Here is a 23,116-nt window from a genome sequence, read left to right on the forward strand (position 1 = left end):
CCCGGGCAGTTTCGGCGTCTGCGCGGTCGCCGACGTTGCCCTGGCGTCCCGGGGCATACCCGTGATGCCTCCCGTAGGTTCGGCAATGGGCGGCGCCGGACCGCCTCCGACCTGGGGAGAGACGATGAGTTGGGGAGTGCTTGACCGCCTGCTGGGTGAGCCCGGGCCGTTCCTCGACACGTACCGCCGGGGCCGACCGCACCTGTTCACTCCGCCGTCGCTCCCTCAAGAGGTGCCCACCCTGCGGGAGTTGACGGGCGCGCTCGACGGCGGCCTGATGCGCACGCCGTACGTCGAGCTGGTGCGGGAGGGCGAGGTCGTGCCGGCGGTTGAGTTCAGCACCGCCGTGGACGCCGCCGACGGCCCCGGGGAGGCGTTCGCCGACCCGGACCGGATCATGCGCCTGCTCGCCGAGGGGGCGACGCTCCTCCTGCCCCGACTCGACCGGTGGAACGCCTCCGTGGGCGCCCTGACCGCCCTGCTCTCCCAGGACCTGGGGCGCGTGACGGAGGCGTTCTGCCTCGCGACCATGGTGGGACGCCGGGGGCCCGCTGTGCACGAGGACGACGCCGACGTCCTCGTCGTGCAGCTCGCGGGCCGCAAGGAGTGGACGCTGTACGACGCCCCGGCCGGCCGCCGAGGGCACCCGGGCCCGGCGCCGCACCCGGGTGCGCCCGCCCTGCGTGCTGTCGTCGGAGCGGGCGATGTCCTCTACGTACCGCGCGGCACCCCGCACGCCGCGACCGGCAACGACGGCCTCTCCGTCCACCTCGCCCTCACCCTCCGCGAGACGGCGGAGCCGGATGGCGGGCAGGTGCCTCGCCCGCGTGCGGAGACCCCACTCACTGAGACCCAACTGCTCAATGCCGCAAGGGAGTTGATCGAGGCGTCGAGGACGAGGGCGGACGCGGCCGCTCGCGGGCGGCTCTTCGCCCGGACGCCCGGGCCGCTGCCGCCCCCGCCGAGGGAGGTCCCGGTCGACTGGCCGGCCGCGGACTGATCCGGGGCCGTCGCGGAGGTCGCGCGGCCGTACTCGGGGCCGGGCGCGGCTCAGTGGTCGGCGCGGCTCAGTGGTCGTCCCAGTGGCCACCGTGATCGGCGTGGCGGTGGCCGTCGTGGATGTAGTCGACGTGGTCGCCGTGCGGCACGGAGACGTGCCCGCAGCCCGCTTGGTGACGGTGGGCGTGGTCCTCGTGCACGGTGTGGGCGTCCGGCTCGCACTCATCGGTGTGGCCGTCATGGGACCGGTGGAGATGGCCGTCGTGCACATAGTCGACGTGGTCGGCATGGGGCACGGCTACATGGCCGCAGCCGGGGCCGTGCTCATGGGTGTGTTCGGCGTGCTCGGTGTGGGAGGCAGTCGTCATGACGTCGCGTTCCTGTTCGTTGTGTTCTTCGCCGGCCCCCCTCGCGAGGGCGAGTCTGCTCCGGGTGCGGCGCCGATGCACGTCTGACGCGGGGTGGACCGGGCGATTTCCTTATGGGCCCGGCCGGTTGCCGGGCCCCGGGCATGAGTGGGGCGCGACTTCGCCCCGGAACGGAGGTGCTGTTCCGGGGCGAAGTCACGTACGGGGCCCGGTGCGTCAGTGGTTGACGCAGGTGTTGCCGGCCGCCGGGTTGAGCAGCCCGATGAGGTCGATGCTGTCGCCGCAGACGTTGACCGGGACGTCGACCGGAACCTGAATGACGTCGCCGGACAGCACGCCGGGGGAGTTCTCGGCCGTGCCGACCACCGGCGGGTTGGGGTCGGCCGACGCGGCACCGGCCGTACCGATGACGGCAGTGGCAGCGAGGACAGTTGCGGCGAGAGCGGTACGAATACGCACGGTTTTTCCTCCGGTTTGTGGTGGTTTGTCCTTTGCAGCGTCTCCGGGTTCGGGCCCGGGGGAAAATCCCGTGACCCGATGGGGTGAATGGCGCGCCGCGCGGAAGTCCCGGGACGGGTCTCTTGATGCCGCGTTTATTCGGCCGTTTCGCGTCTACACGGAGGAGGACAGCCCGTAGTGCGGGGCCGTTTCTTCAACGGGAAGGCAGGCCATGTCCAGTGGTGTCGTCATCATCCTGATAGCGATCGTGGTGATCGTTGTCCTGGCGGTGGTTCTCGGCATGTTCGTCGCGCGGCGGGGCCAAGGCCTGCGCAGCCGGTTCGGACCCGAGTACGAGCGGACCGTGGCCGAACACCACGGCGATGTGAAGGCCGCCGAGAAGGACCTGGACGAGCGGGTCCGCCGGTACGGCAGCCTGAAGGTCGAGCCTCCGACGGCCGAGGAGCGCAGCCGCTACGCGGCCGAATGGGCCCGCGTCCAGGAGGAGTTCGTGGACTCGCCCACCCACGCGGTGGCCCAGGCCGAGGCGCTGCTCGGCCGGCTCGCGAACGAACGCGGCTTCCCGAACGGCTCGTCCGACGAGCAGCTGGCCGCGCTCTCGGTGCACCACCCCCAGCACCTCGACAGCTACCGCCGGATTCGCGGCGTGGCCCAGGGTGCCGACGGGCGCAGGCCCAGCACGGAAGAGCTGCGCGAGACCCTCGTGCAGGCCCATGAGTTCTTCGCCGTGCTGGCCGGGGAGCGCCGCGCCGACAAGGGCGGGCGCCTCGGAGTCCGCAGCGGCCGGCACACGTCCCACACCGGTACGCAGCACGATGACATCGCCCGAGGGAGCAAGTCATGACCAAGCCCGAGCGTTCCGTCCCCGAACAGCCCCTGGCCGATCAGCTCGTGTCGGGGCAGGACGTGCCCGGTCGCACCGTCCCCGATCAGCCCGTCGCCGGGCGCGGAGACTCCGGCCGGACCGTCTCCGATCAGCCCCTGACCGGGCGTGACGTTCCCGACCGGACCGCCGCCGACCGGCCCTCGACCGCGGAGGAAGGGCCCGGCCGAGAGGTCCCCGATCAGTCCTCGACCGGGCGCGGCACCCCCGACCAGCCCCTCATCGACCACTCCGTGACCGGGAAGCACCTCACCGGCCAACCCGTGTCCGAGCGGCCCGTGTCCGAGGAGCGCCTGACCGCGCAGCCCGCCGCCGAGGGGCGCGTCCCGGAGCAGGCCGGGCGGCGGCCCGGAGCCGAGTCCGGTGCCGTCGGTCACGACGACGCCGTGCTGCCGCCCCACGAGCGGGAGAAGCTGCAGCTCAAGCTCCAGCACGCGGTCGGCGGGTTCGTGGACGAGCCCCGCTCGGCGGTCGAGGAGGCGGCATCGGCGGTCGACGCCCTCACCGAGCAGATCATCGAGACCCTCGGCCAGCGGCGCGGCGCACTGCGCGCGTCCTGGCAGGACGCGTCCGGCGGGTCGGCCACGGAGGACCTGCGGATGGCCCTGCGGGAATACCGCCGGCTCGCGGAACGCCTGCTCAGCCTGTGATGACCGACACCCCCCTGGTCCCGGCGGGCGCCCTCGCGGCGCCCCCGGGCCACCCCGCGCGCGGCCGTCTCAGAGCCCCAACCCACCCGCACAGACAAGGAGTTGAACATGTCCAGGCGCTACGGCGGTAACCCCGCCGCCACCGGCATACTCGTCATCGCCGATGTCATGGCCCTGATCCTGATCCTCTGGATCGCCTTCTTCCTGGTCAACGCCAACACGGCCAACGACATCGTGTCGTGGGTGCGCCACGCGGCGGACTGGCTCTCGGGCTGGTCGCGCGACATGTTCACCATCAAGTCCGACACCTGGCGCACGATCGTCAACTACGGCCTGCCCGCGGTGGTCTACCTACTCATCGGCCATGCGGTGGCCGGCCGGGTCAACCGCTCCTGAACCCTGGTCCGACGAGCCGAGGGCGAGATAGCGGGTGTGGGCGTCCCGGCTGTCCGAGACGAACTTCCAGCTCGCCATGGCCGCCCTCAACTCGTCGTCGGTCAGCCAGCCGTACCAGGCGACCTCCGACGCGTCCGTCGCGACCTCCGCCTCCTCCACGACGGCCTCGTACACCGCGAACCAGTACGGGCTGAGCTCGCCGTCGCACAGGAACTTGAACAGCGGACGCACCGGTGCGTCCACCCCGAGCTCCTCGCGCAGCTCCCGGCGCGCCGCGTCCTCGTACGGCTCGCCCACCCCCACGGCCCCGGCCACCAGCCAGCTGTACTCGCCCGGGAACCGCGGGCCGGTCTCGGGGCGCCGGTGCACCAGGCAGCGGCCCCTCGCATCGCGGCACAGCACCATGGCCATCCGGTACAGCCACCCCTGCCGCACGGCCTCGCCCCGCTCGACCACACCGATGACGCGATCCCGCTCGTCGACCCGCTCCACACGTTCACCCATGGGTCGATCCTCCATGACCACGACCGGCGTATGTGGGGCGCCCCCTCCCGACGGGGCGTCAGACCGCTCTCACTCGTTCGGCAAGGCCCGGGTGGCCCCCGGCGCGAAGGTGGCGAACAGTGGATCGAGAGTGCAGTGACTTGGATGCCGTCGATCTGATGAGGAGCGCGATCATGCGCCGTTGTGCCACCGTCGCCGCCATCGCCCTGTGCGGTGCTCTCGCCGCGGGTACCGCAGCACCCGCCTACGCCGCCGACCGGGCGCCGGCCGCGTCCGTCCCCGGGACGGGAGGCGGGCCGACGGGCAGCCGGGCCGTCGACGACGACGTCGCCGGCGTCAAGACCGAGGTGGCGGCGCTCCTGAAGGAGATCGACCAGATGGTCGCGGCCGACAAGAAGGACGCGGCGGCGGACGTCGCCGAGGCCAAGGCCGAGGTGGCGGCGCTCCTGAAGGAAGTGGCCGCCATGGTCAAGGAGGACGTCGCCCAGGCGAAGCCGGCGACCAAGCCGGCCACCACCAAGCCCGCTCCGCTGTCGATGCCGAACACGCTTCCCGCCACGACGGGCTGACGCCCCGCCCAACCGGCCCCCTCCGCACCCCCGCCCCCTGTCCGTCGGTCGGCGGGATCCCCAAATGCCTTACTAATGTGGCCAGTTCACGTCATGCGCGGGGCTCACGGGTGGCGGGGCGGGGGGTGTGATCCCCGCGGGGCGCGATGGCGCGCGGGTCGGCGCAAACGACTCGATGGGGTGGTTTCGCGTGCCCGGGAGCGCCCGTCGCGCGTTGGTCACCACATGACCGTATTTCCTGGGCTGCGGAGCGCGGCTGCCGCCCCCCACCCGACGCCTTCCCCAACGGGAGCCCAGCCGAGGGGTGTTGCGGCGCACCGGCGGGAGCCGCTTCGAGACCCCGCCGGTTCGCCCTGCTCCGCAGGGGAGTTGCCGGGACGCGCTGGGGTCGGGGGGCGAACCGGTACGGTACCGCGCCGATGCGCCGCGCGCCGTGTCCGCGACCATCCCGCCGTACGCGCCCGGCCCGGCCGCTCACCCTGCCCGGCCGGTTGCCGCGAGGTGCTCCCAAGGACCGGCCGCCGCGGGCGTTCCCGCACGGCCGCACCAGCACCCTCGGCCAGTCGCCCGCCCGTGTTCCCCGACAGCTTGTGAATGGACAACTCCCGTGCGAATCACCGACATTCACGGCTGCGAGGTCCGGCCCGGACGGCTGGTGGAGTGGAGCCTGGATCCCGCCATGGTCGAGGCCGCGACCAGCCAGCCCGACGACTCCCGGCCCCCTGCCTATGTACAGGAATCACACATCAGGACCGCCCGGTCCGTGCGCCAGGACGGCCTGTTCGTGCCGACCTGGCTGGGCGCCGCGTTCGACATCCCGGGGCCCGTCGACCTGGACAACCTGGAAGCGGCGCTGCGGACCTGGACCCTGCGGCACGAGACGTTGCGCAGCGGGTTCCGCTGGGTCGACGACGAGATGCGCCGCTTCACCGCCGCGCCCGACGCGGTGGCGCTCCGGCGCGAGGTCGTGGGTGACTTCCCCGACGCGGAGGAGCTGAGCCACCACCTCCAGGACCGTTTCGATGTGGAAGCGGACGCGCTGTGCTGGCCGAACTTCCTGTACACGGCGGTCGTCAGGCCCGAATCCACCAGCGTGTACATGGCCTTCGACCACAGCAACGTCGACGCGTACTCGCTCCAGCGCATCCCCTCCGAGATCCATGAGCTCTACTCGGCGCGGGCCGAAGGGCGCAGCGTGGAGGCACCTCCGGCCGGCAGCTACGTCGACTTCTGCGAGATCGAGCGGGCCAGCGCGGACCAGGTCGACGACACCCACGCGATCGTGGCGCGCTGGCGGGAGTTCATCAGCCGCTGCGACGGCAGGCTGCCGGCCTTCCCCGTCGACCTCGGCCTCGAACCCGGCGGGGGGCTGCCCGAGCAGAAGCTCCTGTACAAGATGCTCGTGGACGACGCGGACGCCGCCGCCTTCTCGGCGTACTGCCGGCCCTTCGGCGGCGGTCAGGTCGGCATTCTCGCGGCGACCAGCCTCATCGTCCATGACATCGGGGGCGAGCCGGTCTACCGCACGGTGGTGCCGCTCCACACCAGGGCGAAGTCCCGGTGGGCAGATTCGGTGGGGTGGTATGTGGGCGGGGCGCCGATCGAGATTCCGGTGGCGCAGGCACAGGGCTTCGACGACGCCCTGAAGATGGTCCACGGCGCGCTGCGGGCCAACAAGGCACTCGCCCACCTGCCGATCGCCCGGGTGCTCCGGCTGCTCGGCTCGGACTTCCGCCCGACGTCTCCCGATCTCTACTCGATCGTGTCGTTCGTGGACGCCCGGGACATCCCCGGGGCCCGGCAGTGGGACGAGCTCCGGGCCTCCGCCCTGCTCAGGGTGTCCTACGGGGACCAGGTGTGCGCATGGTTCACGCGGCTGCACGGCGGTCTGCAACTGGCCATCCGCTACCCGGACACGGCGATCGCCCACAAGAACATCCATCGCTACGCGGACCAGCTGCGGGAGCTCATCACCTCGATCGCCCGCGACGCTCCGGCCGTGCCGCCCAGGCCGCGCGCCGAGCGCCCGGTCCCGGCACCGAGGCTGAGCAGTGAGGTCTCGCAGCTGTCGCGCTGAGCCCCCGTCCGGTTCGGAACGCGCATCCCATGCCGGCGGATCGCGCCATGGGTGCGGCCCCCATGTGGTGAACCCACATGGGGGTGGCCGGGGAGCGCCTCTCGCGCGATGACGGACGCGGCTGGTAAACCGGCGGAGCCGTCGATTGCCGGACGGCTCGGTGTTCCGCACCGGGCCGGGGGCTCACACCAAAGGGGTCGGGATGCGTCGCGTACGGGTCAGCACAGTCCTCGTCACGATCCTGGTCGCCCTGCTGGCCAGTGCCTTCAGCGCGGGCGCGGGCCACGCGCGGAGCCGGTTCGTACACGCCGACGACGGAGCGCGGGTTGTCGCCGAGCGGCGCCTCGCGCCGAACCGCCTCGACCTCACCATCGAATCACCGGCTCTCGGCACCACCGCCCAGGTGCGCCTGCTCACGCCGGACGGCTGGGCTCCGGGGCGGCACGACTGGCCGGCCCTGTGGCTGCTGCACGGCTGCTGCGGTGGGTACACCGACTGGACCAAGTACACGGACGTCGCCCGAATTCCCTCCCTGCGAAGGGTGTTGGTGGTGATGCCGGAGGCCGGTGCCGCGGGCTGGTACAGCAACTGGTGGAACTACGGCAAGGGCGGCGCCCCCGCCTGGGAGACCTTCCACACCACCGAGGTCCGGCAGATCGTCGAACGCGGCTACGGCGCGGGCGGCCGACGCGTCGCCGCCGGTCTCTCGATGGGCGGCTTCGGCGCACTGTCGTACGCGGCACGCCACCCGGGGTTGTTCCGGGCCGTCGCCTCCTACAGCGGCACCGTGCACCCGCTGCTCCAGGTGCCCGGCGGATTCGGCCCCGACTGGTTCCTGAACCTCGACCGGCAGCAGGGCGTGGACCCCTATGCCGTCTGGGGTGATCCGGTACGCCAGCGGACCGTGTGGGCCGCGCACGACCCCGTGGCCCGGGCGAGCGCGCTGCGCGGGCTGCCCGTCTTCCTGTCCTGCGGGAACGGTGAGCCCGGCCCCTACGATCCGCCCGGCGTGAAGGACCCGAACGAGACCTACTTCGAGCAGCAGAACCGGGCACTGGCCGCCCGGCTCGGCGCTCTCGGCAGCCCTGTGTCTACCGACTTCTACGGACCCGGAACCCATGGATGGCCCTACTGGCAAAGGGAGTTGCGCCGCTCCCTGCCGATGCTGCTGAACGCGCTGGACGTCTGACCCGCCACCGCGAGCCACCCAATGGTGTGGCGCACACCCAGGTGGCCGCCGCCTGTCAGAAGAACCAGCCCGGTGTCGCGACATCGTCCTGCGGGACGTAGTCACACGCCCCAGCCGTGAACGGTGTGGCCGACAGCTGGGTGGCCAGCGCCTCCCCATGGGCGTCCACCCCGTCCGCCGCGACGAGGAGAGCGGCCACGACGACGAGGGCGGCACCGCACAGCAGTCACCCGATCGCGACGGCGTGCCCCGCTTGCAACTGCCTTGTGCGGTGCGGCTGTTCAGCGCTGATGTCCATGGTTCCCCCAGACCCTCGACCGGGTCGATGTGGGCGCACCGCCTGGCTGATGTGTGCCTGCCGCCTAACTGAAGAAGGCGCTCATGCCGTCCACGTCGGACACATAACTGTCGATCGCGCAGACCTTGCCGTCCCGAATGGTCAGCACGGTCGCCAGGTGCTCGTCGAGCTTGCGGCCGTCGGCGTCCTCGGCGGTGTTGTGCAGGGCCAGGGCGACGCCGTTCTGGCCGGTCAGGACGTGGCGCAGTTCGGTGTCCAGGGCCCGGCCGGCGATCATCCGGGCCCGGTCGACGGCGGCGTCGGCGCCGTGCACCGTCCCGGAGATGGTGCCGTCGCCGGGCATGCTCCAGGCCAGGTCGGGGGAGAACAGCGCGTGCAGGGCCTCCCAGTCGCGTGCGGCGAACGCGGTGAGGAATCGTTCGGCCACGGTCGCGTCGGCTCGGTTGCTGGGCATGTCGTCGCACACTCCTGGATCTGGGTCGCCCGGACGACCACGATCGCCCGGCGCCACGGGGGTCCATGGCTCGCCCGACAATAAGGGGTCCGCCCGGCGACCCCGCGCCCGGAGCCGGGTGGCGCTGCCACCGGGCTGCCCACGGACGCTCGGCGGACAGCCGGCTGAAGGGGCACCGCGCGGGGCCAGACCTCCACGGCAGCGTACCTATTTCCCTTGTTAGCAGGCCGAGTACAAGCATCGAAAGGTATTGCCGGGCAATCGCCCATGACCGTTCGGGCACTGTTTACCGAGCCGTCGAAATGAATGTTTCGAGAGGCCGGACTTGAACGCCAGGACTCACAGGAACGAAGAAAAGCGGAACCATTGACAACGCTTGTCCCGGCCCGCTTCACTTCCCCTCAGTGGCCGGTGAACGGAAATGAACACACCCCAGGTGCGTGAATTGACGCTCACCGTCCGCCGGTTCACATCGGGATATCTGCGAGAGGAAGGGATCACCATGTCGAAGATTATTGCCGCCCTGCGTGCCAAGAAGAGCGAGCCGAGCCTGAAGCAGGCCGCCTGGTACTTCTGGTACTAAGCCGAAGGCCATTCCTGGGCCCGCACACAAGGCAGGCCGACTGAATTTCGGTCAGTCGTGTGTGCGGGCCCTCCGCATTTCATTTTCCGGAGCTCTTCGTATGCCATCCGCCATGACCCGTTCCAGCCGCCGCACCACGGTTCTCGCCCCCCGCCTGCAGGCTCTGCTCGATGAACACCTGGGCAAGGATCTCGTCCGTCTCGAACCCGACACCATCGGCATCGCCGGCGCGGAGCTCTCCGACCGCATCCTGGCCGCGCGGCGGGCGACCGAGACCGAACGCCCCACCTTCAAGCCCCTGCACGGCCGGTCGATCTCCAAGGCGGAGGCCTCGTCGGTGATGCGCACGATCGGCAAGGACGTGCGTGCCGCCCTCGAACAGCCCGACCCGCTGCCGGAGTCGACCGACCTGTCCGGGCCCTGGCCGATCACCGGCCACCGCTTCCTGAGCGACCTCGTCCTGCGCGACGACCCGTACCGGCTGCGGATCCTCATGTCCCGCACGCTGGAGATCGACCCCAGACTCACCTGGAGCACCATCGTGGCCGGCGCGGCCCTGCCCAGGCGGCCCGCTCCGGGGCCCCGACTGACGCACCTGGCCAACCTGTTCGCCGAGGCCCGGAGCTACGACGACCGCCGCTACGCGATGGGCATCTACCGCCGCGCGGCCGCCCCGGTCTGCTTCACGGTCTCCACCCTCGTCGCCAACGCCCTCTGGCTCGGTTCCCCCTTCGACGACGGCGCGTCCAACCGCGACATCCTCTTCGAGGCGATGCGTCTGCTGCCCCCGTCGTGGAACCTGCTGCGCAACCGGTCACCGGAATACCCGGCCATCGACGACCGCATCGGGCACGGTGACGACCTCCTGATGCTGCCGCTCCTCACCCATCGTGACCCCGCCCTGTGGGACGCGCCCAACGAGTTCCGTCCCGAACGCTGGGCGGCCCTCGATCCCGACAACACCTCCGGCTACATGCCGTTCGGACACGTCTCGGAGCGCTGCTGGGGCCGCCACATGGTGATGCCGCTGGCCGAGCTCCTTCTGGACCACATACGTCGCACCGGTCTTGTGGTGGCTCCGGGCCAACGGACCGCCGACGTACCCCTGGTGGGGCTGCTCGGTGTGAAGACCGTCCACATCGGCCACAAGAGCAAGGTCCGCCATGTCTGAGACCACGGCACCCGACAAGCCCGAGGCCGTGGCATCCGCTGCGCCGCCGGGCGAGGCGCCCGAGATCCAGACCCTCGACCCGGCGTTCTTCGACGACCCCCACGCCACCTACCACGAGTGGCGCGAAGGGGGCGGGGTGCGCCAGGCCCGCTACCCGGGCCCTGCCCCGGTCGAGGGATGGGTCGTCACCTCGTACGCCGAGGCGAAGGAGCTCCTTTCCGGCCGACAGCTCTCCAAGAACGGGGCGGTGGAGAGGTTCGGCCGCCATGTGGGGCTCACCCAAGGGCCCGGCAGCGCCCTGTTCAGCCACATGCTCAACAGCGATCCGCCACACCACACCCGGCTGCGCAAACTCGTCCAGAAGGCGTTCACCACGCGGCGCACCGCGGCCCTGCGCCCCGCGATCGAGGCCCATGTGGCCGGACTCCTCGACACGTGGGAGGGGCGCGACGAGGTCGAGCTGATCGGCGAGTTCGCGCTGCCGCTGCCCCTGGCCGTCGTATTCGACCTCTTCGGCGCCTCGGACGCCGACCACGAGACCCTCCAGGTGCGCGGCAACACCCTCGACGGCGGACAGGGCGACGGCGAGGTGTCGGTGTTCACCGCCGAGTCCATGCTGACCTACTTGCAGGCCCTGATCGCCCTCAAGCGCGAACAGCCCGACGACGGGCTGCTGTCCGCGCTGGTCGAGGCCCGCGCGGAGGGGGAGGAGGCGCTCAGCGAGGACGAGATCACCTCGATGGCCTTCCTGCTGGTGATCGCGGGCCACCAGACCACCGTCAACCTGATCGCCAACGGCATGCACACCCTGCTGACCCACCCGGCCCAACTCGCCGCCCTGCGGGCCGACATGACACTCATGCCGGGAGCCGTCGAGGAGATCCTGCGCTACGAGTCGCCCTCGGCCCTAGCCTCGCTGCGGTACGCCGCCGAGCCGGTCGACTTCGGCGAAGTAGCCGTCGACGAGGGGGAGTTCGTACAGATCTCGCTGCTCGGCGCGAACCGCGATCCCCGGGTGTTCGCCGACCCCGACCGGTTCGACATCACCCGTGCGGACGCCGCCAAGCACCTCGCCTTCGGCCACGGCATCCACCACTGCCTGGGCGCGCCGCTGGCCCGCCTCCAGGCCGAGATCGCCTTCACCCAGCTGCTGACCCGCTACCCGGACCTGCGCCTGAGCGAGGACCACGAGGCGCGGTGGCAGGCCAACCCCCGCCACCGCGGACTGCTCTCGCTGCCCCTACGGCTGACGTAGTCCGCGGGCGGCCGCGACCGCTACCGGTTCGCCGCGCAGATGACGTCGTAGGGCCTGCCGATCGCCATGGTCAGACGCATCGGCTCGGTGGTCCCGGACGGGCACTGCGAGGTCTCCTTCGTCAGGCCGAGCACCTTGTACGCACCCGAGCCGGAGGAGGCGCAGGACACCTCCTTCGCCGTGTCGGTGACACAGTCGCCCTTGACCAGCTGGCCGCCGCCCGCGCCCGGATCGCCGGGGTGGGAGGCCGAGAGGTTGCGTCCGCACACGGTCTTGGACGGGATGCCGCCGCCCTTGCTCTTGCTGCTGCCGTAGCTGATGCTCACCTGGATGATCAGGTCGGTGCCGGCCGGGCACTGAATGGAGTCCGGCATGAAACTGGCGGCCTGAATGTCGAGGGCCTTGAAGGTCGCGCCCGAGTCGCCGCAGCCGAACGCCTTGTAGCCGTTCGGCGCGTCATCGGGGTCGGGGCCGCCGCAGTCGCCCACCTTCCACTCGCCGCTGTCGTGCGAACCGGACGACGACGAGGACGACGACGAAGACGAAGACGACGACTTGGACTTTCCGCTCCCGCCTCCGAAGAGCTTGGAGGCACCGAATCCGAGGCCGAGGATCACCACGAGAACCACCAGGGCCGGCACGCATCCCCCTTTCCTGCGGCGTTGGTTGGGCGCGACTGTGGTGCCCGGATCGACCATGATGTTTTCCCCCTGGGGACGGCGACTGCACGTGCCCACATATGGCATGACCACATGTGGCGCGACCACAGATGACGTGGCCACAGGTGTGGACGCGGCATGCACACCTCATGGTTCCGGCCGCCACATCGGTGTCCGGCTCCACCTTCCGAGCGAGGGTGTGTGGGTGTTCAGGAGTGGTTCGGGGCGGGCTCGTGACGCCGCTGCGCGCTGTCGCTGATGCGGATGAGGAGGCCCACCATCAGCCAGTTGGCCACCATGGAGGAGCCGCCCTTCGCCAGGAAGGGCAGGGCCTTCCCGGTCAGCGGGACGAGGCCGGTGACCCCGCCCGTCACCACGAACACCTGGAGCACGAGGGCGCCCGCCATGCCGGTGGCGAGCAGTTTGCCGAACGGATCGCGCGCCAGCAGCGCGATGTGCAGCCCCCGCTGAGCGAGGAGACCGTACAGGAGCAGGACCGCCATCACGCCGGCCAGGCCCAGCTCTTCGCCGACGGTGGTGAGGATGAAGTCGCTGTTCCCGGCGAAGCCGACGAGTTCCGGGTGCCCCTGGCCGAGCCCGCTCCCGGTCATCCCGCCGCTGCCGAAGCTGAACAGCGCCTGGCCCAGCTGACTCGACAGGCCCGCCTTCCGGCCCGCCGCTGTGAAGGCGTCCATGGGGTGCAGCCAGGCCTCCACGCGGCCGTGCACATGCGGTTCGAGCGAGCCGACCACACCCGCGCCGACCACGGCCATCAGCAGACCGCAGACCACCCAACTCGTACGCTCCGTGGCCAGATAGAGCATGATGACGAAGAGGCCGAAGAAGATCAGCGAGGTGCCGAGGTCGCGCTCGAAGACCAGCACCAGGAGGCTGAGCACCCAGATGGCCGCGATCGGGCCGAGCTGGCGTCCGGGCGGCAGCCGCACACCGAGGAAGCGGCGGCCCGAGAGGGCCAGCACCTCGCGGTTGACGGTGAGGTAGCCCGCGAAGAACACCGCGATCATGATCTTCACGAACTCGCCCGGCTGCACGGACAGCGGCCCCAGCATGATCCAGCGCTTGGCCCCGAACTGGTCGGCGCTGAAGAACGCGGGGGCCGCCAGGAGGGCCAGGGCGACGGCCATCGTCAGGTAGATGTACCGCTGGAGCCGACGGTGATCGGGCAGAACGACCAACAGGCCGCCACAGGCGGCCACCCCGATCGCCGTCCACACCAACTGGCCGCTGCCCGCCGGAACCATGTGCAGACGCGGTTCGGCGACATAGGTGACGTCCAGGCGGTGCAGCAGCACCAGACCGAGGCCGGTGAGCAGCAGGGCGAGCGGCAGCACCAGCGGATCGGCGCGCGCCGCCCAGCGTCGTACGACCAGATGCGGGACCAGGGCGAGCAGGGCGATCACACCGGCGAACCTGCCGAATCCTGAAGGCAGTTGGCCCTTCATCGTCCATCCGGTGGCCGCGTGGCCGCCCAGCGTGATCAGCACCACGAAGGCGAGCAGCCACGCTTCGGTGCGCCGTCGGTCGGGTGCCTGGGCCGACGCGGCGAAGGACATCGTGCGCCAGGCGTCCTCGGGCATCGCGGACCGCAACCGGATCCCGCTGATCGGGCCCCGCACGGGCAGCACCTCCGCCCCGGTGAGCCGCAGGCCCGGGATCCTGGCGCCGCCGAGGCTCACGGCGATCACGGGCTGAGAGACGGCAGTGGATCAACGGTGGTTCCCGTTCCGCTTCCCTCGGGGCTCAGTCGCCGGCGGACTTGCCGCGTGGCTCGCAGGTCATGGTGAGCGGGCCGGGGCCGAGGGTGCCGCGGACCTGGACGGTCATGGTGCTGCCGGGGTCGGGGCGCAGCCGCCAGCGAGTGCAGACCGTGGCGAGGGCCAGGGTCATCTCGATGAGGGCGAACTGGTCGCCGATGCACTTGCGGTTGCCGCCGCCGAACGGGACGTGCGCACCCCGGGGGAGGGTCTCCGTGCTCTGGGACGCCCAGCGGTCGGGGTCGAAGCGGTCGGGGTCGGGGAACAGCTCCGGGCGGTGGTGCAGGAGGTAGGCGCTGTAGAGCAGGGCCGTGCCCTTGGTGAGGTGGCGCCCGGCCAGGGTGGTGTCGGCGGTGGTGACGCGGGTGAAGAACCAGCCCGCCGGATACATGCGCAGGACCTCGTTGATGACCCGGCGGGTGTAGGTCAGACCGTCGAGGTCGGCGGTGGTGGCGGTGCGTCCGGCGAGCGTCCGGTCGACCTCGTCGTGCACCCGGACCTCGGCCTCGGAGTGCTGGCTCAGCAGCCACAGGGCGAACGCCAGACTGTTGGCGGTGGTCTCGAACCCGGCGCCGATCATGACCATGAGCTGATCCCGGATGTCCACATCGGACATCGGCTCGCCGGTGTCGTCATTGGTGGCCGCGAGGAGCATGGAGACCAGATCGTCCCCGCCCGGCGCCGCCCGGCGCGCGGCGATGATGCCGTCGATGGCACGGTGCAGCCGGTCGCACGCCCGGCGGTAGCGGCGGTTGGCGCGGGTGGGCAGCCGGTAGAGCGGGCCGAGCGGCAGCATCACCCGCTGATAGATGCCGTCGATCACGGTGTGCAGGCTCTGCTGGACCTCGGCCACCGCCTCGTCCTGTGCCTCGGCGGCGAGCACGCTGCGGGTCACGATGCGCAGGGTCAGGGTGGTCAGCGCGGCGGTCACGTCGAAGCGCAGGCCGGGCCGCCAGCGGGCGGTCATCCGGTCCACCTCCTCGCCCATGACCAGGGCGTACTTCTCGATCCGGTCGCTCTGGAAGGCGGGCTGCATCTGACGCCGCTGCCAGCGGTGTTCCTGCCAGCCGGCCATGGGGAGGCTGCTGCCGAAGAGGACACGGGCCTTGTCGAAGAAGGGGCCGCCCTTGTCGAAGGTGCGGGAGTCCGTGAGCATGCGGTGGGCCGCGTCCGGTTCGCACACCACATAGGCCGGCCAGGGGCCCATCCCGATGCGTACGAGGTCTCCGTGCGCGGGGAGCGAGGACAGGAACTCCAGTGGACGCGCGTGGAGTTGCCAAGCGTGACCCAGCAACGGCCAGGCGCCCGGGGCCTTTCCCGTACGTGACGGAAGCGTCGTGCTCACGGTGGGGCACCTCCGGAGGAGATCTGGCGACCGGAGGCCCTGGTAGCCCCCAGATCCCCGATATCCTCCCCACTCCCCGCCGCCGGGAACCCGGCGCGCGGCAGCGTGACCAGCTCTGAACCGCACTCCCCGGCGCGCCCCGCCGCACATCCGTTACATAGGGGCGCTGCCGTCATATGGCCTGGTTTTCCAGGCAGTTGGGGCAGAAATCGAGTCGATACGGAACCGTTCCGGACGGCATGACGAACTGGCTCTGGGTCGGGTGCCGGGGGTGGACTGGGTGGACCCCGGCCCGGCTCTTACGGCGCGGTGGGCTTCGCACCCTGGAGGCGTTCGAGGTCCGCCGGGCGTACCTGGATGGCGAGGAGGGCGATCAGCGCGGCCACCACCGCGAAGATCGCGGCCACCACGAAGGCCGTGGACACTCCGGACGCCAGCACCTGGTCGCTCCAGGGCCGCGGCAGCTGGCCCGTGCGCCGGAACATCAGGCGCTGCGCCGCGTCGGCGTGGCTCAGGAACTTGGGGACCTGGTCCGTCGCCTCGTTGCGGCTGGCCGTGCCGAACACGGTGACCAGGATGGACAGACCCAGCGAACCACCCACCTGCTGGGTCGCGTTGAGCATGCCGGAGGCGGCGCCGGCCTCGTGCGGGGGGACACCGGAGACGGCCATCAGCGTCAGCGAGACGAAGTTCAGACCCATGCCGAGGCCGAAGACGAGGATCGGACCGAGGATGCTCCCCAGATAGGTGGAGTGGATGTCCGTCTGGGTGAGCCACGACAGCCCGCCCGCCGCCAGGAGCGCACCCGCCACCATGAACGGCTTGGGGCCGTACTTCGGCAGGAGCTGGGAGGCGAGACCCGCGCCGACCGCGATGATCGCGCTGACCGGAAGGAAGGCGAGGCCGGCCCGCAGCGGGGTGAAGCCGAGCACGTCCTGCACGAAGAGGGTGAGGAAGAAGAACATCCCGAAGATCGCGGCGGCCAGGCTCAGCATGATGCCGTACGTGCCCGCGCGGTTGCGGTCGGCGAACATGTGCAGCGGCGTGATCGGCTGCTGCGAGCGCCGCTCCACCAGCACGAACGTGGACAGGAGCACCACCGCGACGGCGAACGACCCCAGCGTCAGCGGGTCGCGCCAGCCCTCCTGGGCAGCCCGGATGAAGCCGTAGACCAGCGCGACCATGCCTCCGGTGGAGGTGAGCGCGCCGGCGATGTCGAAGTGGCCGGAATGTCGCTCGGACTCCTTGATGTGCCGAGGGGTGGCAAGCAGGATCAGGGCGGCGATCGGCACGTTCACGAACAGCACCCAGCGCCAGTCCAGCCACTCGACGAGCATGCCGCCCGCGAGCAGACCGATCGCGCCGCCGCCGGCGGAGACCGCGGCGAAGACGCCGAACGCCCGGTTGCGCTCAAGACCCTCGGTGAACGTGGTGGTGATCAGCGCGAGAGCGGTCGGCGAGGCGATCGCGCCACCGACCCCCTGCACGGCGCGTGCCGCGAGCAACTGCCCGGAACTCTGGGACAGTCCACCGAGCAGCGAGGCGACCGCGAACAGCAGCACACCACACATGAACACCCGGCGCCGGCCGAGGATGTCCCCGGTGCGACCGCCGAGCAGGAGCAGTCCGCCGAACGTGAGGGTGTAGGCGCTGACCACCCAGGCGAGGCCCGTGGTGGAGAAGTGCAGTGCGCTCTGAATGTGCGGAAGAGCGATGTTCACGATGGTGATGTCGAGGACCACCATCAGCTGACAGGAGGCGATGACGAGCAGCGCTATGCCTTTGCCGCCGCCTCCGCTGCCGGGGGCCGCGGCCGCCACCGTGGGTGTCGGCTGTGAACTCGTCATGATGGACCTGCCCTCGCACGAGGGGCGGTGGACGGTGACGTCCACTGTTCGACCCTATGCCCGGGTACGGGACGTCACCAGTCGATCAAGACCCTGCCCGGTTCCCCAACATGTGTCGGCGGCCCATAGACGCGGATCGGGCAGACGCGGAGCGGAGAGCTGGCCCGGGCATGTGTGGGCGGCCCACACATGGCAGAACGCGGCCCGATGTCAGCCGGGTCGGCGGTGTCAGCTGTGTTAGCGCGTCAGCGGCGGCCGCGGGCCAGCAGTGCGGCGTGCGGGAGGGCCAAGTCGCCTTCGTCGGTGGCGAATTCGGTGCAGAGCCGCCGGTAATGGCTCTGGATCTCCGCGCGGATGTGCTCCGGCTGGCTCAGCACGGTCTGGCCGATGGTGCCGATGCCGTCGGCCGCCCCGCTCCACCATTCGTCGGCCCCGGCGCGATGGTCCCAGTGGAGCGGCTCGCAGCTGACGTCCTTCAGGCCGGCCGAGGCGAGAAGGCCGGCCAGGCCGTCCTCGGTCCTGGGGAAGTCGTCCTCGTCGGCCAGCGCCGGTAGATGGGGCGGGCGGGCCGCGCCCGCGGCCTGGACGGCCCGGCCGAGCAACGTCTGGCCGGCCCCGGCGGGGACGGCCCAGATCGTCACCGCGATCCAGCCGCCCGGACGGACCACACGCCGCAGCTCGGCGAGCGCGGCCCCGGGGCGGCCCACGTGATTGAGCACGAAGTTGGCTGTGATGGCATCGAACAGGCCGTCGGAGAAAGGCAGTTGAGGCAGTACAGCCAGATGCATCCCGGCCGACGGCACCGTCCGGGCGGCCAGCTCGACCATGCTGATCTCGGCGTCCACACCCGTCACCCCGGCGCCTCGCGCGCAGGCCGCCGCGGCGACCGTGCCCGTCCCGGTGCCCACGTCGAGAAGGCGTACGCCATCACGCACCCGGGCCGCGTCGAGCAGCCGGGGGACCGGATGGGCGCACACCTTGCCGAAGCTGTGCGCGTACGCCTCGGCCCGCCCCGCCCAGATGCGCCGCTCACTCGCGTCGAAGGCCGTCAACACCAGCACCCGCCTCTCCTGACCGCACCCCCTCGGGCACTCCCCGGCACCCTAAGGGAGTCAGGGAGGGCGTGGGGGCGCGGTTCCCCCGCATTCCATGCCCCGCACGCCGTACGAAACGAGGCGTTGGAGCAGGGGTGTGTCAAGTCCCGTTCTACAGAAGGGATTTCGGCGGGCTACGGGCGGGCAGGTCCTGTGGTGTGCATGCCGAGGCGTGGAAGATGCTGGAAGCGGCCGGGGCCGCGGAGATCGAGCACCCGGGCGGCACGCTGTCGGCGCATCTGGCGCGCACCAGCGACCGTTTGTCCGCCTGGGGGGCGCGCCCGGCCCTGGTGTCGGCGGGGCTGTGTCACGCGTTCTACGGAACCGACGGGTTCGCCGTGGCGCTGCTCGACCTGGAGCGCCGGGCCGACCTGGCCGAGACGATCGGTGCCGAGGCCGAGGCGCTCGTGTACTTCTACGCCTCGTGCGACCGAGCGGCCTCCTATCCCCAACTGGCCGATGAGGAAGCCCCGTTCGTCGACCGTTTCACCGGCGAACGCCTGCGTCCAGACCTCGCTGCCCGTCGGGACTTCGCCGAACTGACCGCCGCCAACGAGCTGGACCTCGCGATGGTCAGTCCCGAGTTCCACGCCCGTCACGGTGCCGGCCTGCGCGCCCTGTTCGGCCGGTGGCGGTCACTGCTCTCACCTGCGGCGCGGGCGCACTGCGCCGACGTACTTGGTGCGACCGGCCGTTGATCACCCGCGGTCGCCGCACGGCTAGGATCCGTGAGGGCCGCGTACCGTTCGTTCGGTCTCCCGCGGATCATGCGACCGCCACGGCCGACTGCCCTGCCGTGGCCAACGGAGGGGCGATCACCTGTGGTCACGCTGTACGTGTTCCTCGGCCTGCTGGCCGGCGCGGCTGTGCTGCTCATCGTCACGCTGGCGCGGCGCGGCAACAGCCGCACCGAGAACGCCGAGGGCCTCCTCATAGAACAGCAGAGCCGGGTGCGGGCGCGGAGCGACCGCTCCTCCTTCGGCACGTTCGGCGCGCACAACGCCCCGCCGACCATGACCGATCAGCACCGCCGCTGACTCACGGGCGGCGCGGCGGCACGACCGGAGCTCAGCGGGTGCGGGGCTCCGTGGCCAGGGCGCACAGGACCTCCTGGGCCAGCCCTCGGGCGAGCTCCACCTTGTACGCGTTGTGCCGTAGCGGGACGGCCTCGGCCAGCTCCTCCTCGACGGCCCGCTCGATCGACTCGGGCGTCGGTGACGTGCCGAGCAGCGCCGCCTCCGTCCGCCTCGCGCGCCACGGCCGGTGCGCGAGGCCGCCGAAGGCGACGGTGACATGGCGTACCGCACCCCGCTCCCGACGCACCACGGCGGCGACCGAGGCCAGCGCGAACGTGTAGCCCGCCCGGTCCCGGGCCTTGCGGTAGCGGGAGAGGGATCCGGCGGGCACGGCCGGCAGCAGCACCGCCGTGACGAGTTCCCCCGGCCGCATGACGGTTTCCAGGTCGGGCCTGTCCTGCGGCAGCCGGTAGAACTCGGTCAGCGGGACGGTCCGTACCCCGCCGGGGCCGACCAGCTCGACCACTGCGTCGAGGGCCGCGAGGGCCACCGCCAGGTCGGACGGATGGGTCGCCACACAGTGCGAGGAGTGGCCGAAGATCGCGTGCTCGCGGTTGACGCCCTCGATCGCACCGCACCCGCTGCCCGGAACCCGCTTGTTGCAGGGCCTCGACAGGTCCTGGAAGTAGCCGCACCGGGTGCGCTGGAGGAGGTTGCCCGCGGTGGTCGCCATGTTCCGCAGCTGGCCCGATGAGCCGCTGAGCAGTGCCTGCGCCAGGACGGGATAGCGCTCCCCGACCGCCGGATGGGTGGCGAGGTCACTGTTGCGAGCGGTCGCCCCGATCCGGAGCGAGCCGTCCGGCCGCTCCTCGATCGTGTCCAGGGAGAGCCGGGTGATGTCCACGATGACGTCGGGGCGCTCGACGCCGAGCCGCATCAGGTCGATGAGGTTGGTGCCGCCGCCCAGGTAGCGGGCCTCGGGGCGGCCGCCGTGGGCGGCGGCCGCCTCCGCGAGACTCCGGGGATTCACATAGGAGACGGGCTTCACACGATCACGTCCTGTCCGGCGTCGGCCCCGCTGGGATAGGCACCGCAGCGGCACAGATGGCCGCTCAGCCGGTCCCGGACCTCGGCGGCGGTCAGCCGCACCGGTGCGTCCGCCGGCAGGTCGATCTCGGTGACGACGGAGGGCTGCGCCGCATCACCGGCCGCCCGTACGGCCGCCGGGGGGCGGTGCTGGTCGGGTGCGCAGAACGCGCACTGGAGCACGTCCCGGTCCTCGGCGGCCCGGCGCAGCGGATGCCGCTCGCCGTCCGCGTCCGCCGCCACGAGACCCTCGATGGTGACGATGTCCCGGCCCTCCTGCGCGACGGCCAGCAGCAGACAGCTGTTGACCCGGCGGCCTTCGAGCAGCACCGTGCAGGTGCCGCAGCGGCCGTCGTCGCAGCCCCGCTGCGAGTCGGTCAGGCCCAGGGCCTCCCTCAGGACCTCAAGGAGTGTGGCGCTGTGTTCCAGCTCGACCCGGTGTTCGGCGTCGTTGACCCGCAGGGTCACGCGTGACTCCGTCACAGCGTGACGAGCGCCCCGGGCGGCGGGCCCGGAGCCGTGTGCACTTCGGCCGTTTCTTGCTTCCATCGTTCACGAGCTCCTCGATCCGGACAGTCAGCGGCCTGACCGCGTATCCACCCTCGTACAGCTCACCCCCTCCGGCATCTTGGCGGTGGCAACCCGGCGAACCGGGCGCGGGCGGCTACCAGGGGAGCGGGCCGTGGGCGTCGAAGTAGCCCCCGGTGGGACCGTCGGGGCCCACCCCGGCCATGCGGACGATGATGTCGGCGCCCTGCTCGACGGTCTGGACACCGGTGTTGCCGTTCAGATCGGTCTTGGTGAAGCCGGGCTCCACCGCGTTGATCCGCATGGCGGGGAACGCCTTGGCGTACTGGACGGTGATCATGTTCACCGCGCTCTTGGACGCCGGGTAGGCCACGCCCGGGTAGCCGTACGCGGGTGACGTCGGGTCGCTGACGTGGGCCAGTGAGGCCAGGCCGCTGCTGACGTTGACGATGACGGGCGCGGCCGAGCGTTCGAGCAGCGGGAGGAAGGCGTGGGTGACGCGGACCGTGCCGAAGACGTTGGTCTCGAAGACGTGCCGCATCTGGTCGGCGGTCACCTCCGCCGCGCCGGGCACGCTGTTGCCCTCGCCGCGAGCCTCGATGCCCGCGTTGTTGATGAGGACGTCCAGGCCGCCGTCGGCCTCGACTGCCTCGGCGGCGGCGCGTACGGACGCCTCGTCGGTGACGTCGAGGCGGACGGCCCGCGCGCCCAGGCGTTCGGCGGCCCGGCGGCCGCGCTCCGCGTCGCGGCTGCCGAGGTAGACGGTGTGGCCCGCGGCCACGAGCCGGCGGGCCGTCTCGAAGCCCAGGCCCTTGTTCGCTCCGGTGATCAGTGTGGTGGTCATGGGTCCATGCTGCGACGCGCCGTGGGCGGGAGACAGTCGTCCGCTGTTCCTGGGACTGCCAGTACCAGGACGCGCCGGGGCGCGGCGGTGCACAGTGGGGAACATGGCGAGCACGGAGTTCGGGCGGATGGTGCGGCACCGGCGCGACCGGGTCTCCCCGGAGGCGGCGGGGCTGCCCGCCGGCGGCCACCGGCGTGCGGCCGGGCTGCGCCGCGAGGAGCTGGCGATGCTCGCCGGGATCTCGGTCGACTATGTGACCCGCCTCGAACAGGGCCGCGCCACGAACCCGTCGGATCAGGTCGTCGAGGCTCTCGGGCGGGCGCTGCGGCTGTCCGGTGCGGAACGCGAGCGGCTCTTCCACGCCGCGGGTCTCGTACCGCCTGGGCAGGGCACGGTGCCCGCCTACATCACGCCGAGCGTGCACCGGATGCTGGACCGCCTGAGCGGCACGCCCGTCGCGGTCTCCGACGCCTCATGGACGCTGCTGCTCGCCAACCCGCTGTACACGGCGCTGATGGGGGAGCGGCAGGGCCGCGACCGCAACGGTGTGTGGCGGGCCTTCGTCGGTTCGGACGGCCGTGTCCGGCACACCTCGCAGTCCAAGATCGCCCTGGAGACCGCGGTGGTCTCCGACCTCCGCGAGGCGGCCCGGCGCTATCCCGCGGACCGGCGGCTGCGGGACCTGGTCGCCGAGCTGCGCGTGGCCAGTGAACGGTTCGCCGAGCTGTGGGACGCGGGGGCGGTGGGCCGGCACGAGGCGTCCCGCAAGACCATCGACCACCCCGTGGTGGGGCCGCTGACCCTGGACTGCGATGTGCTGAGCGTCGCGGGAAGCGATCTGCGGATCATGGTCTACACCGCCGAGCCCGGCAGCCGGGACGCCGAACGCCTGGAGCTCCTCGCGGTCGTGGGCACCCAGACGTTGGTGGAGTAGGCGGCCACGGCGCCCGGTGCCGCCATCGCTCCGTGGCGCCCGGTGCCGCAGCGATCGCCGGCGCGCAGTGGCGCGTGACGCCCGGTGCCACAGCGATCCCCGGCGCGCAGCGGCGCGTGACGCCCGGTGCCGC

26 protein-coding genes are annotated in these 23,116 nt (G+C 71.4%); 13 read left to right on the top strand and 13 right to left on the bottom strand.

All coding sequences use genetic code 11. The features are described 5' to 3' along the window. Window positions 1–124 precede the first annotated feature (124 nt). Window positions 125–1,000, top strand: coding sequence for a JmjC domain-containing protein (locus ACFYZA_RS02530; protein ID WP_382584300.1), 876 nt, complete (start codon window positions 125–127; stop codon window positions 998–1,000). Window positions 1,001–1,067: 67 nt separating this feature from the next. Here ACFYZA_RS02530 and ACFYZA_RS02535 read toward each other — a convergent pair whose 3' ends face one another. Together ACFYZA_RS02535 and ACFYZA_RS02540 are read right to left on the bottom strand one after the other, a co-directional pair. Continuing rightward, complete coding sequence (locus ACFYZA_RS02535) at window positions 1,068–1,367, bottom strand: hypothetical protein (RefSeq protein WP_382584297.1); 300 nt, start codon at window positions 1,365–1,367, stop codon at window positions 1,068–1,070. A 216-nt stretch (window positions 1,368–1,583) separates the two neighbouring features. Further along, window positions 1,584–1,826, bottom strand: coding sequence for a chaplin (locus tag ACFYZA_RS02540; RefSeq protein WP_382584294.1), 243 nt, complete (start codon window positions 1,824–1,826; stop codon window positions 1,584–1,586). Between the two features lie 211 nt (window positions 1,827–2,037). On the opposite strand from ACFYZA_RS02540, the gene ACFYZA_RS02545 reads away from it, so the two are divergent. The 3 genes from ACFYZA_RS02545 (at window position 2,038) to ACFYZA_RS02555 (ending at window position 3,755) form a co-directional block, all read left to right on the top strand. Beyond that, window positions 2,038–2,670 (top strand): hypothetical protein, encoded by a 633-nt coding sequence (locus ACFYZA_RS02545; RefSeq protein WP_388486470.1) that lies wholly within the window; start codon window positions 2,038–2,040, stop codon window positions 2,668–2,670. Then, window positions 2,667–3,359, top strand: a complete 693-nt coding sequence (locus tag ACFYZA_RS02550; RefSeq protein WP_388486472.1) for a hypothetical protein — start codon at window positions 2,667–2,669, stop codon at window positions 3,357–3,359. Before ACFYZA_RS02545 ends, ACFYZA_RS02550 begins: the two co-directional genes overlap by 4 nt. Before the next feature lie 108 nt (window positions 3,360–3,467). Beyond that, complete coding sequence (locus tag ACFYZA_RS02555) at window positions 3,468–3,755, top strand: hypothetical protein (protein WP_382584286.1); 288 nt, start codon at window positions 3,468–3,470, stop codon at window positions 3,753–3,755. On the opposite strand, the gene ACFYZA_RS02560 is transcribed toward ACFYZA_RS02555, so the two are convergent. Beyond that, entirely contained in the window at window positions 3,711–4,259 is a 549-nt protein-coding gene (locus tag ACFYZA_RS02560; RefSeq protein ID WP_388486475.1) for an NUDIX hydrolase, read from the bottom strand. The genes ACFYZA_RS02555 and ACFYZA_RS02560 overlap by 45 nt on opposite strands. Before the next feature lie 173 nt (window positions 4,260–4,432). Between ACFYZA_RS02560 and ACFYZA_RS02565 the strand changes: the two genes are divergently transcribed. From ACFYZA_RS02565 to ACFYZA_RS02575, 3 genes are all read left to right on the top strand, one after another. Continuing rightward, a complete protein-coding gene (locus ACFYZA_RS02565) occupies window positions 4,433–4,828 on the top strand; it encodes a hypothetical protein (protein ID WP_388486477.1) in 396 nt (131 codons plus the stop codon). A gap of 607 nt (window positions 4,829–5,435) precedes the next feature. Beyond that, a complete protein-coding gene (locus tag ACFYZA_RS02570) occupies window positions 5,436–6,905 on the top strand; it encodes a condensation domain-containing protein (protein WP_382584277.1) in 1,470 nt (489 codons plus the stop codon). 202 nt (window positions 6,906–7,107) lie between these two features. Continuing rightward, window positions 7,108–8,094 (top strand): alpha/beta hydrolase-fold protein, encoded by a 987-nt coding sequence (locus ACFYZA_RS02575; protein WP_388486480.1) that lies wholly within the window; start codon window positions 7,108–7,110, stop codon window positions 8,092–8,094. A 55-nt stretch (window positions 8,095–8,149) separates the two neighbouring features. Here the strand turns inward: ACFYZA_RS02575 and ACFYZA_RS02580 are convergent, their stop codons facing one another. After that, on the bottom strand, window positions 8,150–8,293 hold the full coding sequence (locus ACFYZA_RS02580; RefSeq protein WP_388486482.1) for a hypothetical protein: 144 nt from the start codon (window positions 8,291–8,293) through the stop codon (window positions 8,150–8,152). A gap of 163 nt (window positions 8,294–8,456) precedes the next feature. Beyond that, window positions 8,457–8,846, bottom strand: a complete 390-nt coding sequence (locus tag ACFYZA_RS02585) for a nuclear transport factor 2 family protein (RefSeq protein WP_388486484.1) — start codon at window positions 8,844–8,846, stop codon at window positions 8,457–8,459. A gap of 421 nt (window positions 8,847–9,267) precedes the next feature. Between ACFYZA_RS02585 and ACFYZA_RS02590 the strand changes: the two genes are divergently transcribed. The 3 genes from ACFYZA_RS02590 (at window position 9,268) to ACFYZA_RS02600 (ending at window position 11,855) form a co-directional block, all read left to right on the top strand. Continuing rightward, complete coding sequence (locus ACFYZA_RS02590; RefSeq protein ID WP_388486486.1) at window positions 9,268–9,429, top strand: hypothetical protein; 162 nt, start codon at window positions 9,268–9,270, stop codon at window positions 9,427–9,429. A 112-nt stretch (window positions 9,430–9,541) separates the two neighbouring features. Next, complete coding sequence (locus tag ACFYZA_RS02595; RefSeq protein ID WP_388486488.1) at window positions 9,542–10,600, top strand: cytochrome P450; 1,059 nt, start codon at window positions 9,542–9,544, stop codon at window positions 10,598–10,600. Then, window positions 10,593–11,855 carry a cytochrome P450 gene (locus ACFYZA_RS02600; RefSeq protein ID WP_388486489.1) on the top strand — a complete coding sequence of 421 codons (1,263 nt, stop codon included), beginning with the start codon at window positions 10,593–10,595 and terminating at the stop codon, window positions 11,853–11,855. Before ACFYZA_RS02595 ends, ACFYZA_RS02600 begins: the two co-directional genes overlap by 8 nt. Before the next feature lie 20 nt (window positions 11,856–11,875). Here the strand turns inward: ACFYZA_RS02600 and ACFYZA_RS02605 are convergent, their stop codons facing one another. The 5 genes from ACFYZA_RS02605 to ACFYZA_RS02625 form a co-directional block, all read right to left on the bottom strand. Beyond that, window positions 11,876–12,553: a hypothetical protein gene (locus ACFYZA_RS02605; protein ID WP_388486490.1), complete on the bottom strand. Its 678-nt coding sequence runs from the start codon at window positions 12,551–12,553 to the stop codon at window positions 11,876–11,878. A 170-nt stretch (window positions 12,554–12,723) separates the two neighbouring features. Next, window positions 12,724–14,088, bottom strand: a complete 1,365-nt coding sequence (locus tag ACFYZA_RS02610; RefSeq protein WP_388487958.1) for an FtsW/RodA/SpoVE family cell cycle protein — start codon at window positions 14,086–14,088, stop codon at window positions 12,724–12,726. Between the two features lie 187 nt (window positions 14,089–14,275). Next, a complete protein-coding gene (locus tag ACFYZA_RS02615; RefSeq protein ID WP_388486492.1) occupies window positions 14,276–15,634 on the bottom strand; it encodes a cytochrome P450 in 1,359 nt (452 codons plus the stop codon). 299 nt (window positions 15,635–15,933) lie between these two features. Continuing rightward, window positions 15,934–17,481 (bottom strand): MFS transporter, encoded by a 1,548-nt coding sequence (locus ACFYZA_RS02620; protein WP_388487960.1) that lies wholly within the window; start codon window positions 17,479–17,481, stop codon window positions 15,934–15,936. A 245-nt stretch (window positions 17,482–17,726) separates the two neighbouring features. Next, window positions 17,727–18,533, bottom strand: a complete 807-nt coding sequence (locus ACFYZA_RS02625; protein ID WP_388487963.1) for a class I SAM-dependent methyltransferase — start codon at window positions 18,531–18,533, stop codon at window positions 17,727–17,729. Between the two features lie 221 nt (window positions 18,534–18,754). Here ACFYZA_RS02625 and ACFYZA_RS02630 point away from each other — a divergent pair, with 221 nt between their 5' ends. Both ACFYZA_RS02630 and ACFYZA_RS02635 read left to right on the top strand, forming a co-directional pair. After that, a complete protein-coding gene (locus ACFYZA_RS02630; RefSeq protein ID WP_388486494.1) occupies window positions 18,755–19,273 on the top strand; it encodes a DUF6817 domain-containing protein in 519 nt (172 codons plus the stop codon). A 123-nt stretch (window positions 19,274–19,396) separates the two neighbouring features. Further along, window positions 19,397–19,612 carry a hypothetical protein gene (locus ACFYZA_RS02635; RefSeq protein WP_388486496.1) on the top strand — a complete coding sequence of 72 codons (216 nt, stop codon included), beginning with the start codon at window positions 19,397–19,399 and terminating at the stop codon, window positions 19,610–19,612. Between the two features lie 31 nt (window positions 19,613–19,643). Here the strand turns inward: ACFYZA_RS02635 and ACFYZA_RS02640 are convergent, their stop codons facing one another. From ACFYZA_RS02640 to ACFYZA_RS02650, 3 genes are all read right to left on the bottom strand, one after another. After that, the gene (locus tag ACFYZA_RS02640; RefSeq protein WP_388486498.1) at window positions 19,644–20,639 is read right to left on the bottom strand and encodes an FAD binding domain-containing protein; all 996 of its coding nucleotides are present in this window, start codon (window positions 20,637–20,639) and stop codon (window positions 19,644–19,646) included. Next, the gene (locus ACFYZA_RS02645; RefSeq protein WP_388486501.1) at window positions 20,636–21,145 is read right to left on the bottom strand and encodes a (2Fe-2S)-binding protein; all 510 of its coding nucleotides are present in this window, start codon (window positions 21,143–21,145) and stop codon (window positions 20,636–20,638) included. The genes ACFYZA_RS02640 and ACFYZA_RS02645 overlap by 4 nt, the downstream gene beginning before the upstream one ends. A gap of 196 nt (window positions 21,146–21,341) precedes the next feature. Further along, on the bottom strand, window positions 21,342–22,049 hold the full coding sequence (locus ACFYZA_RS02650; protein ID WP_382584235.1) for an SDR family NAD(P)-dependent oxidoreductase: 708 nt from the start codon (window positions 22,047–22,049) through the stop codon (window positions 21,342–21,344). A gap of 103 nt (window positions 22,050–22,152) precedes the next feature. Between ACFYZA_RS02650 and ACFYZA_RS02655 the strand changes: the two genes are divergently transcribed. Continuing rightward, window positions 22,153–22,983: a helix-turn-helix transcriptional regulator gene (locus tag ACFYZA_RS02655; RefSeq protein WP_388486504.1), complete on the top strand. Its 831-nt coding sequence runs from the start codon at window positions 22,153–22,155 to the stop codon at window positions 22,981–22,983. The last annotated feature ends 133 nt before the right edge of the window (window positions 22,984–23,116 follow it).

It is taken from the genome of Streptomyces sp. NPDC001828 (assembly GCF_042892175.1).
GTDB lineage: Bacteria > Actinomycetota > Actinomycetes > Streptomycetales > Streptomycetaceae > Streptomyces.

Coding starts and splice junctions, on each gene's coding strand:
- ACFYZA_RS02530 (WP_382584300.1), top strand. CDS start 125: ATGAGTTGGGGAGTGCTTGACCGCCTGCTGGGTGAGCCCGGGCCGTTC.
- ACFYZA_RS02535 (WP_382584297.1), bottom strand. CDS start 1,367: ATGACGACTGCCTCCCACACCGAGCACGCCGAACACACCCATGAGCAC.
- ACFYZA_RS02545 (WP_388486470.1), top strand. CDS start 2,038: ATGTCCAGTGGTGTCGTCATCATCCTGATAGCGATCGTGGTGATCGTT.
- ACFYZA_RS02550 (WP_388486472.1), top strand. CDS start 2,667: ATGACCAAGCCCGAGCGTTCCGTCCCCGAACAGCCCCTGGCCGATCAG.
- ACFYZA_RS02555 (WP_382584286.1), top strand. CDS start 3,468: ATGTCCAGGCGCTACGGCGGTAACCCCGCCGCCACCGGCATACTCGTC.
- ACFYZA_RS02560 (WP_388486475.1), bottom strand. CDS start 4,259: ATGGGTGAACGTGTGGAGCGGGTCGACGAGCGGGATCGCGTCATCGGT.
- ACFYZA_RS02565 (WP_388486477.1), top strand. CDS start 4,433: ATGCGCCGTTGTGCCACCGTCGCCGCCATCGCCCTGTGCGGTGCTCTC.
- ACFYZA_RS02575 (WP_388486480.1), top strand. CDS start 7,108: ATGCGTCGCGTACGGGTCAGCACAGTCCTCGTCACGATCCTGGTCGCC.
- ACFYZA_RS02585 (WP_388486484.1), bottom strand. CDS start 8,846: ATGCCCAGCAACCGAGCCGACGCGACCGTGGCCGAACGATTCCTCACC.
- ACFYZA_RS02590 (WP_388486486.1), top strand. CDS start 9,268: ATGAACACACCCCAGGTGCGTGAATTGACGCTCACCGTCCGCCGGTTC.
- ACFYZA_RS02595 (WP_388486488.1), top strand. CDS start 9,542: ATGACCCGTTCCAGCCGCCGCACCACGGTTCTCGCCCCCCGCCTGCAG.
- ACFYZA_RS02600 (WP_388486489.1), top strand. CDS start 10,593: ATGTCTGAGACCACGGCACCCGACAAGCCCGAGGCCGTGGCATCCGCT.
- ACFYZA_RS02605 (WP_388486490.1), bottom strand. CDS start 12,553: ATGGTCGATCCGGGCACCACAGTCGCGCCCAACCAACGCCGCAGGAAA.
- ACFYZA_RS02610 (WP_388487958.1), bottom strand. CDS start 14,088: ATGTCCTTCGCCGCGTCGGCCCAGGCACCCGACCGACGGCGCACCGAA.
- ACFYZA_RS02620 (WP_388487960.1), bottom strand. CDS start 17,481: ATGACGAGTTCACAGCCGACACCCACGGTGGCGGCCGCGGCCCCCGGC.
- ACFYZA_RS02630 (WP_388486494.1), top strand. CDS start 18,755: ATGCTGGAAGCGGCCGGGGCCGCGGAGATCGAGCACCCGGGCGGCACG.
- ACFYZA_RS02650 (WP_382584235.1), bottom strand. CDS start 22,049: ATGACCACCACACTGATCACCGGAGCGAACAAGGGCCTGGGCTTCGAG.
- ACFYZA_RS02655 (WP_388486504.1), top strand. CDS start 22,153: ATGGCGAGCACGGAGTTCGGGCGGATGGTGCGGCACCGGCGCGACCGG.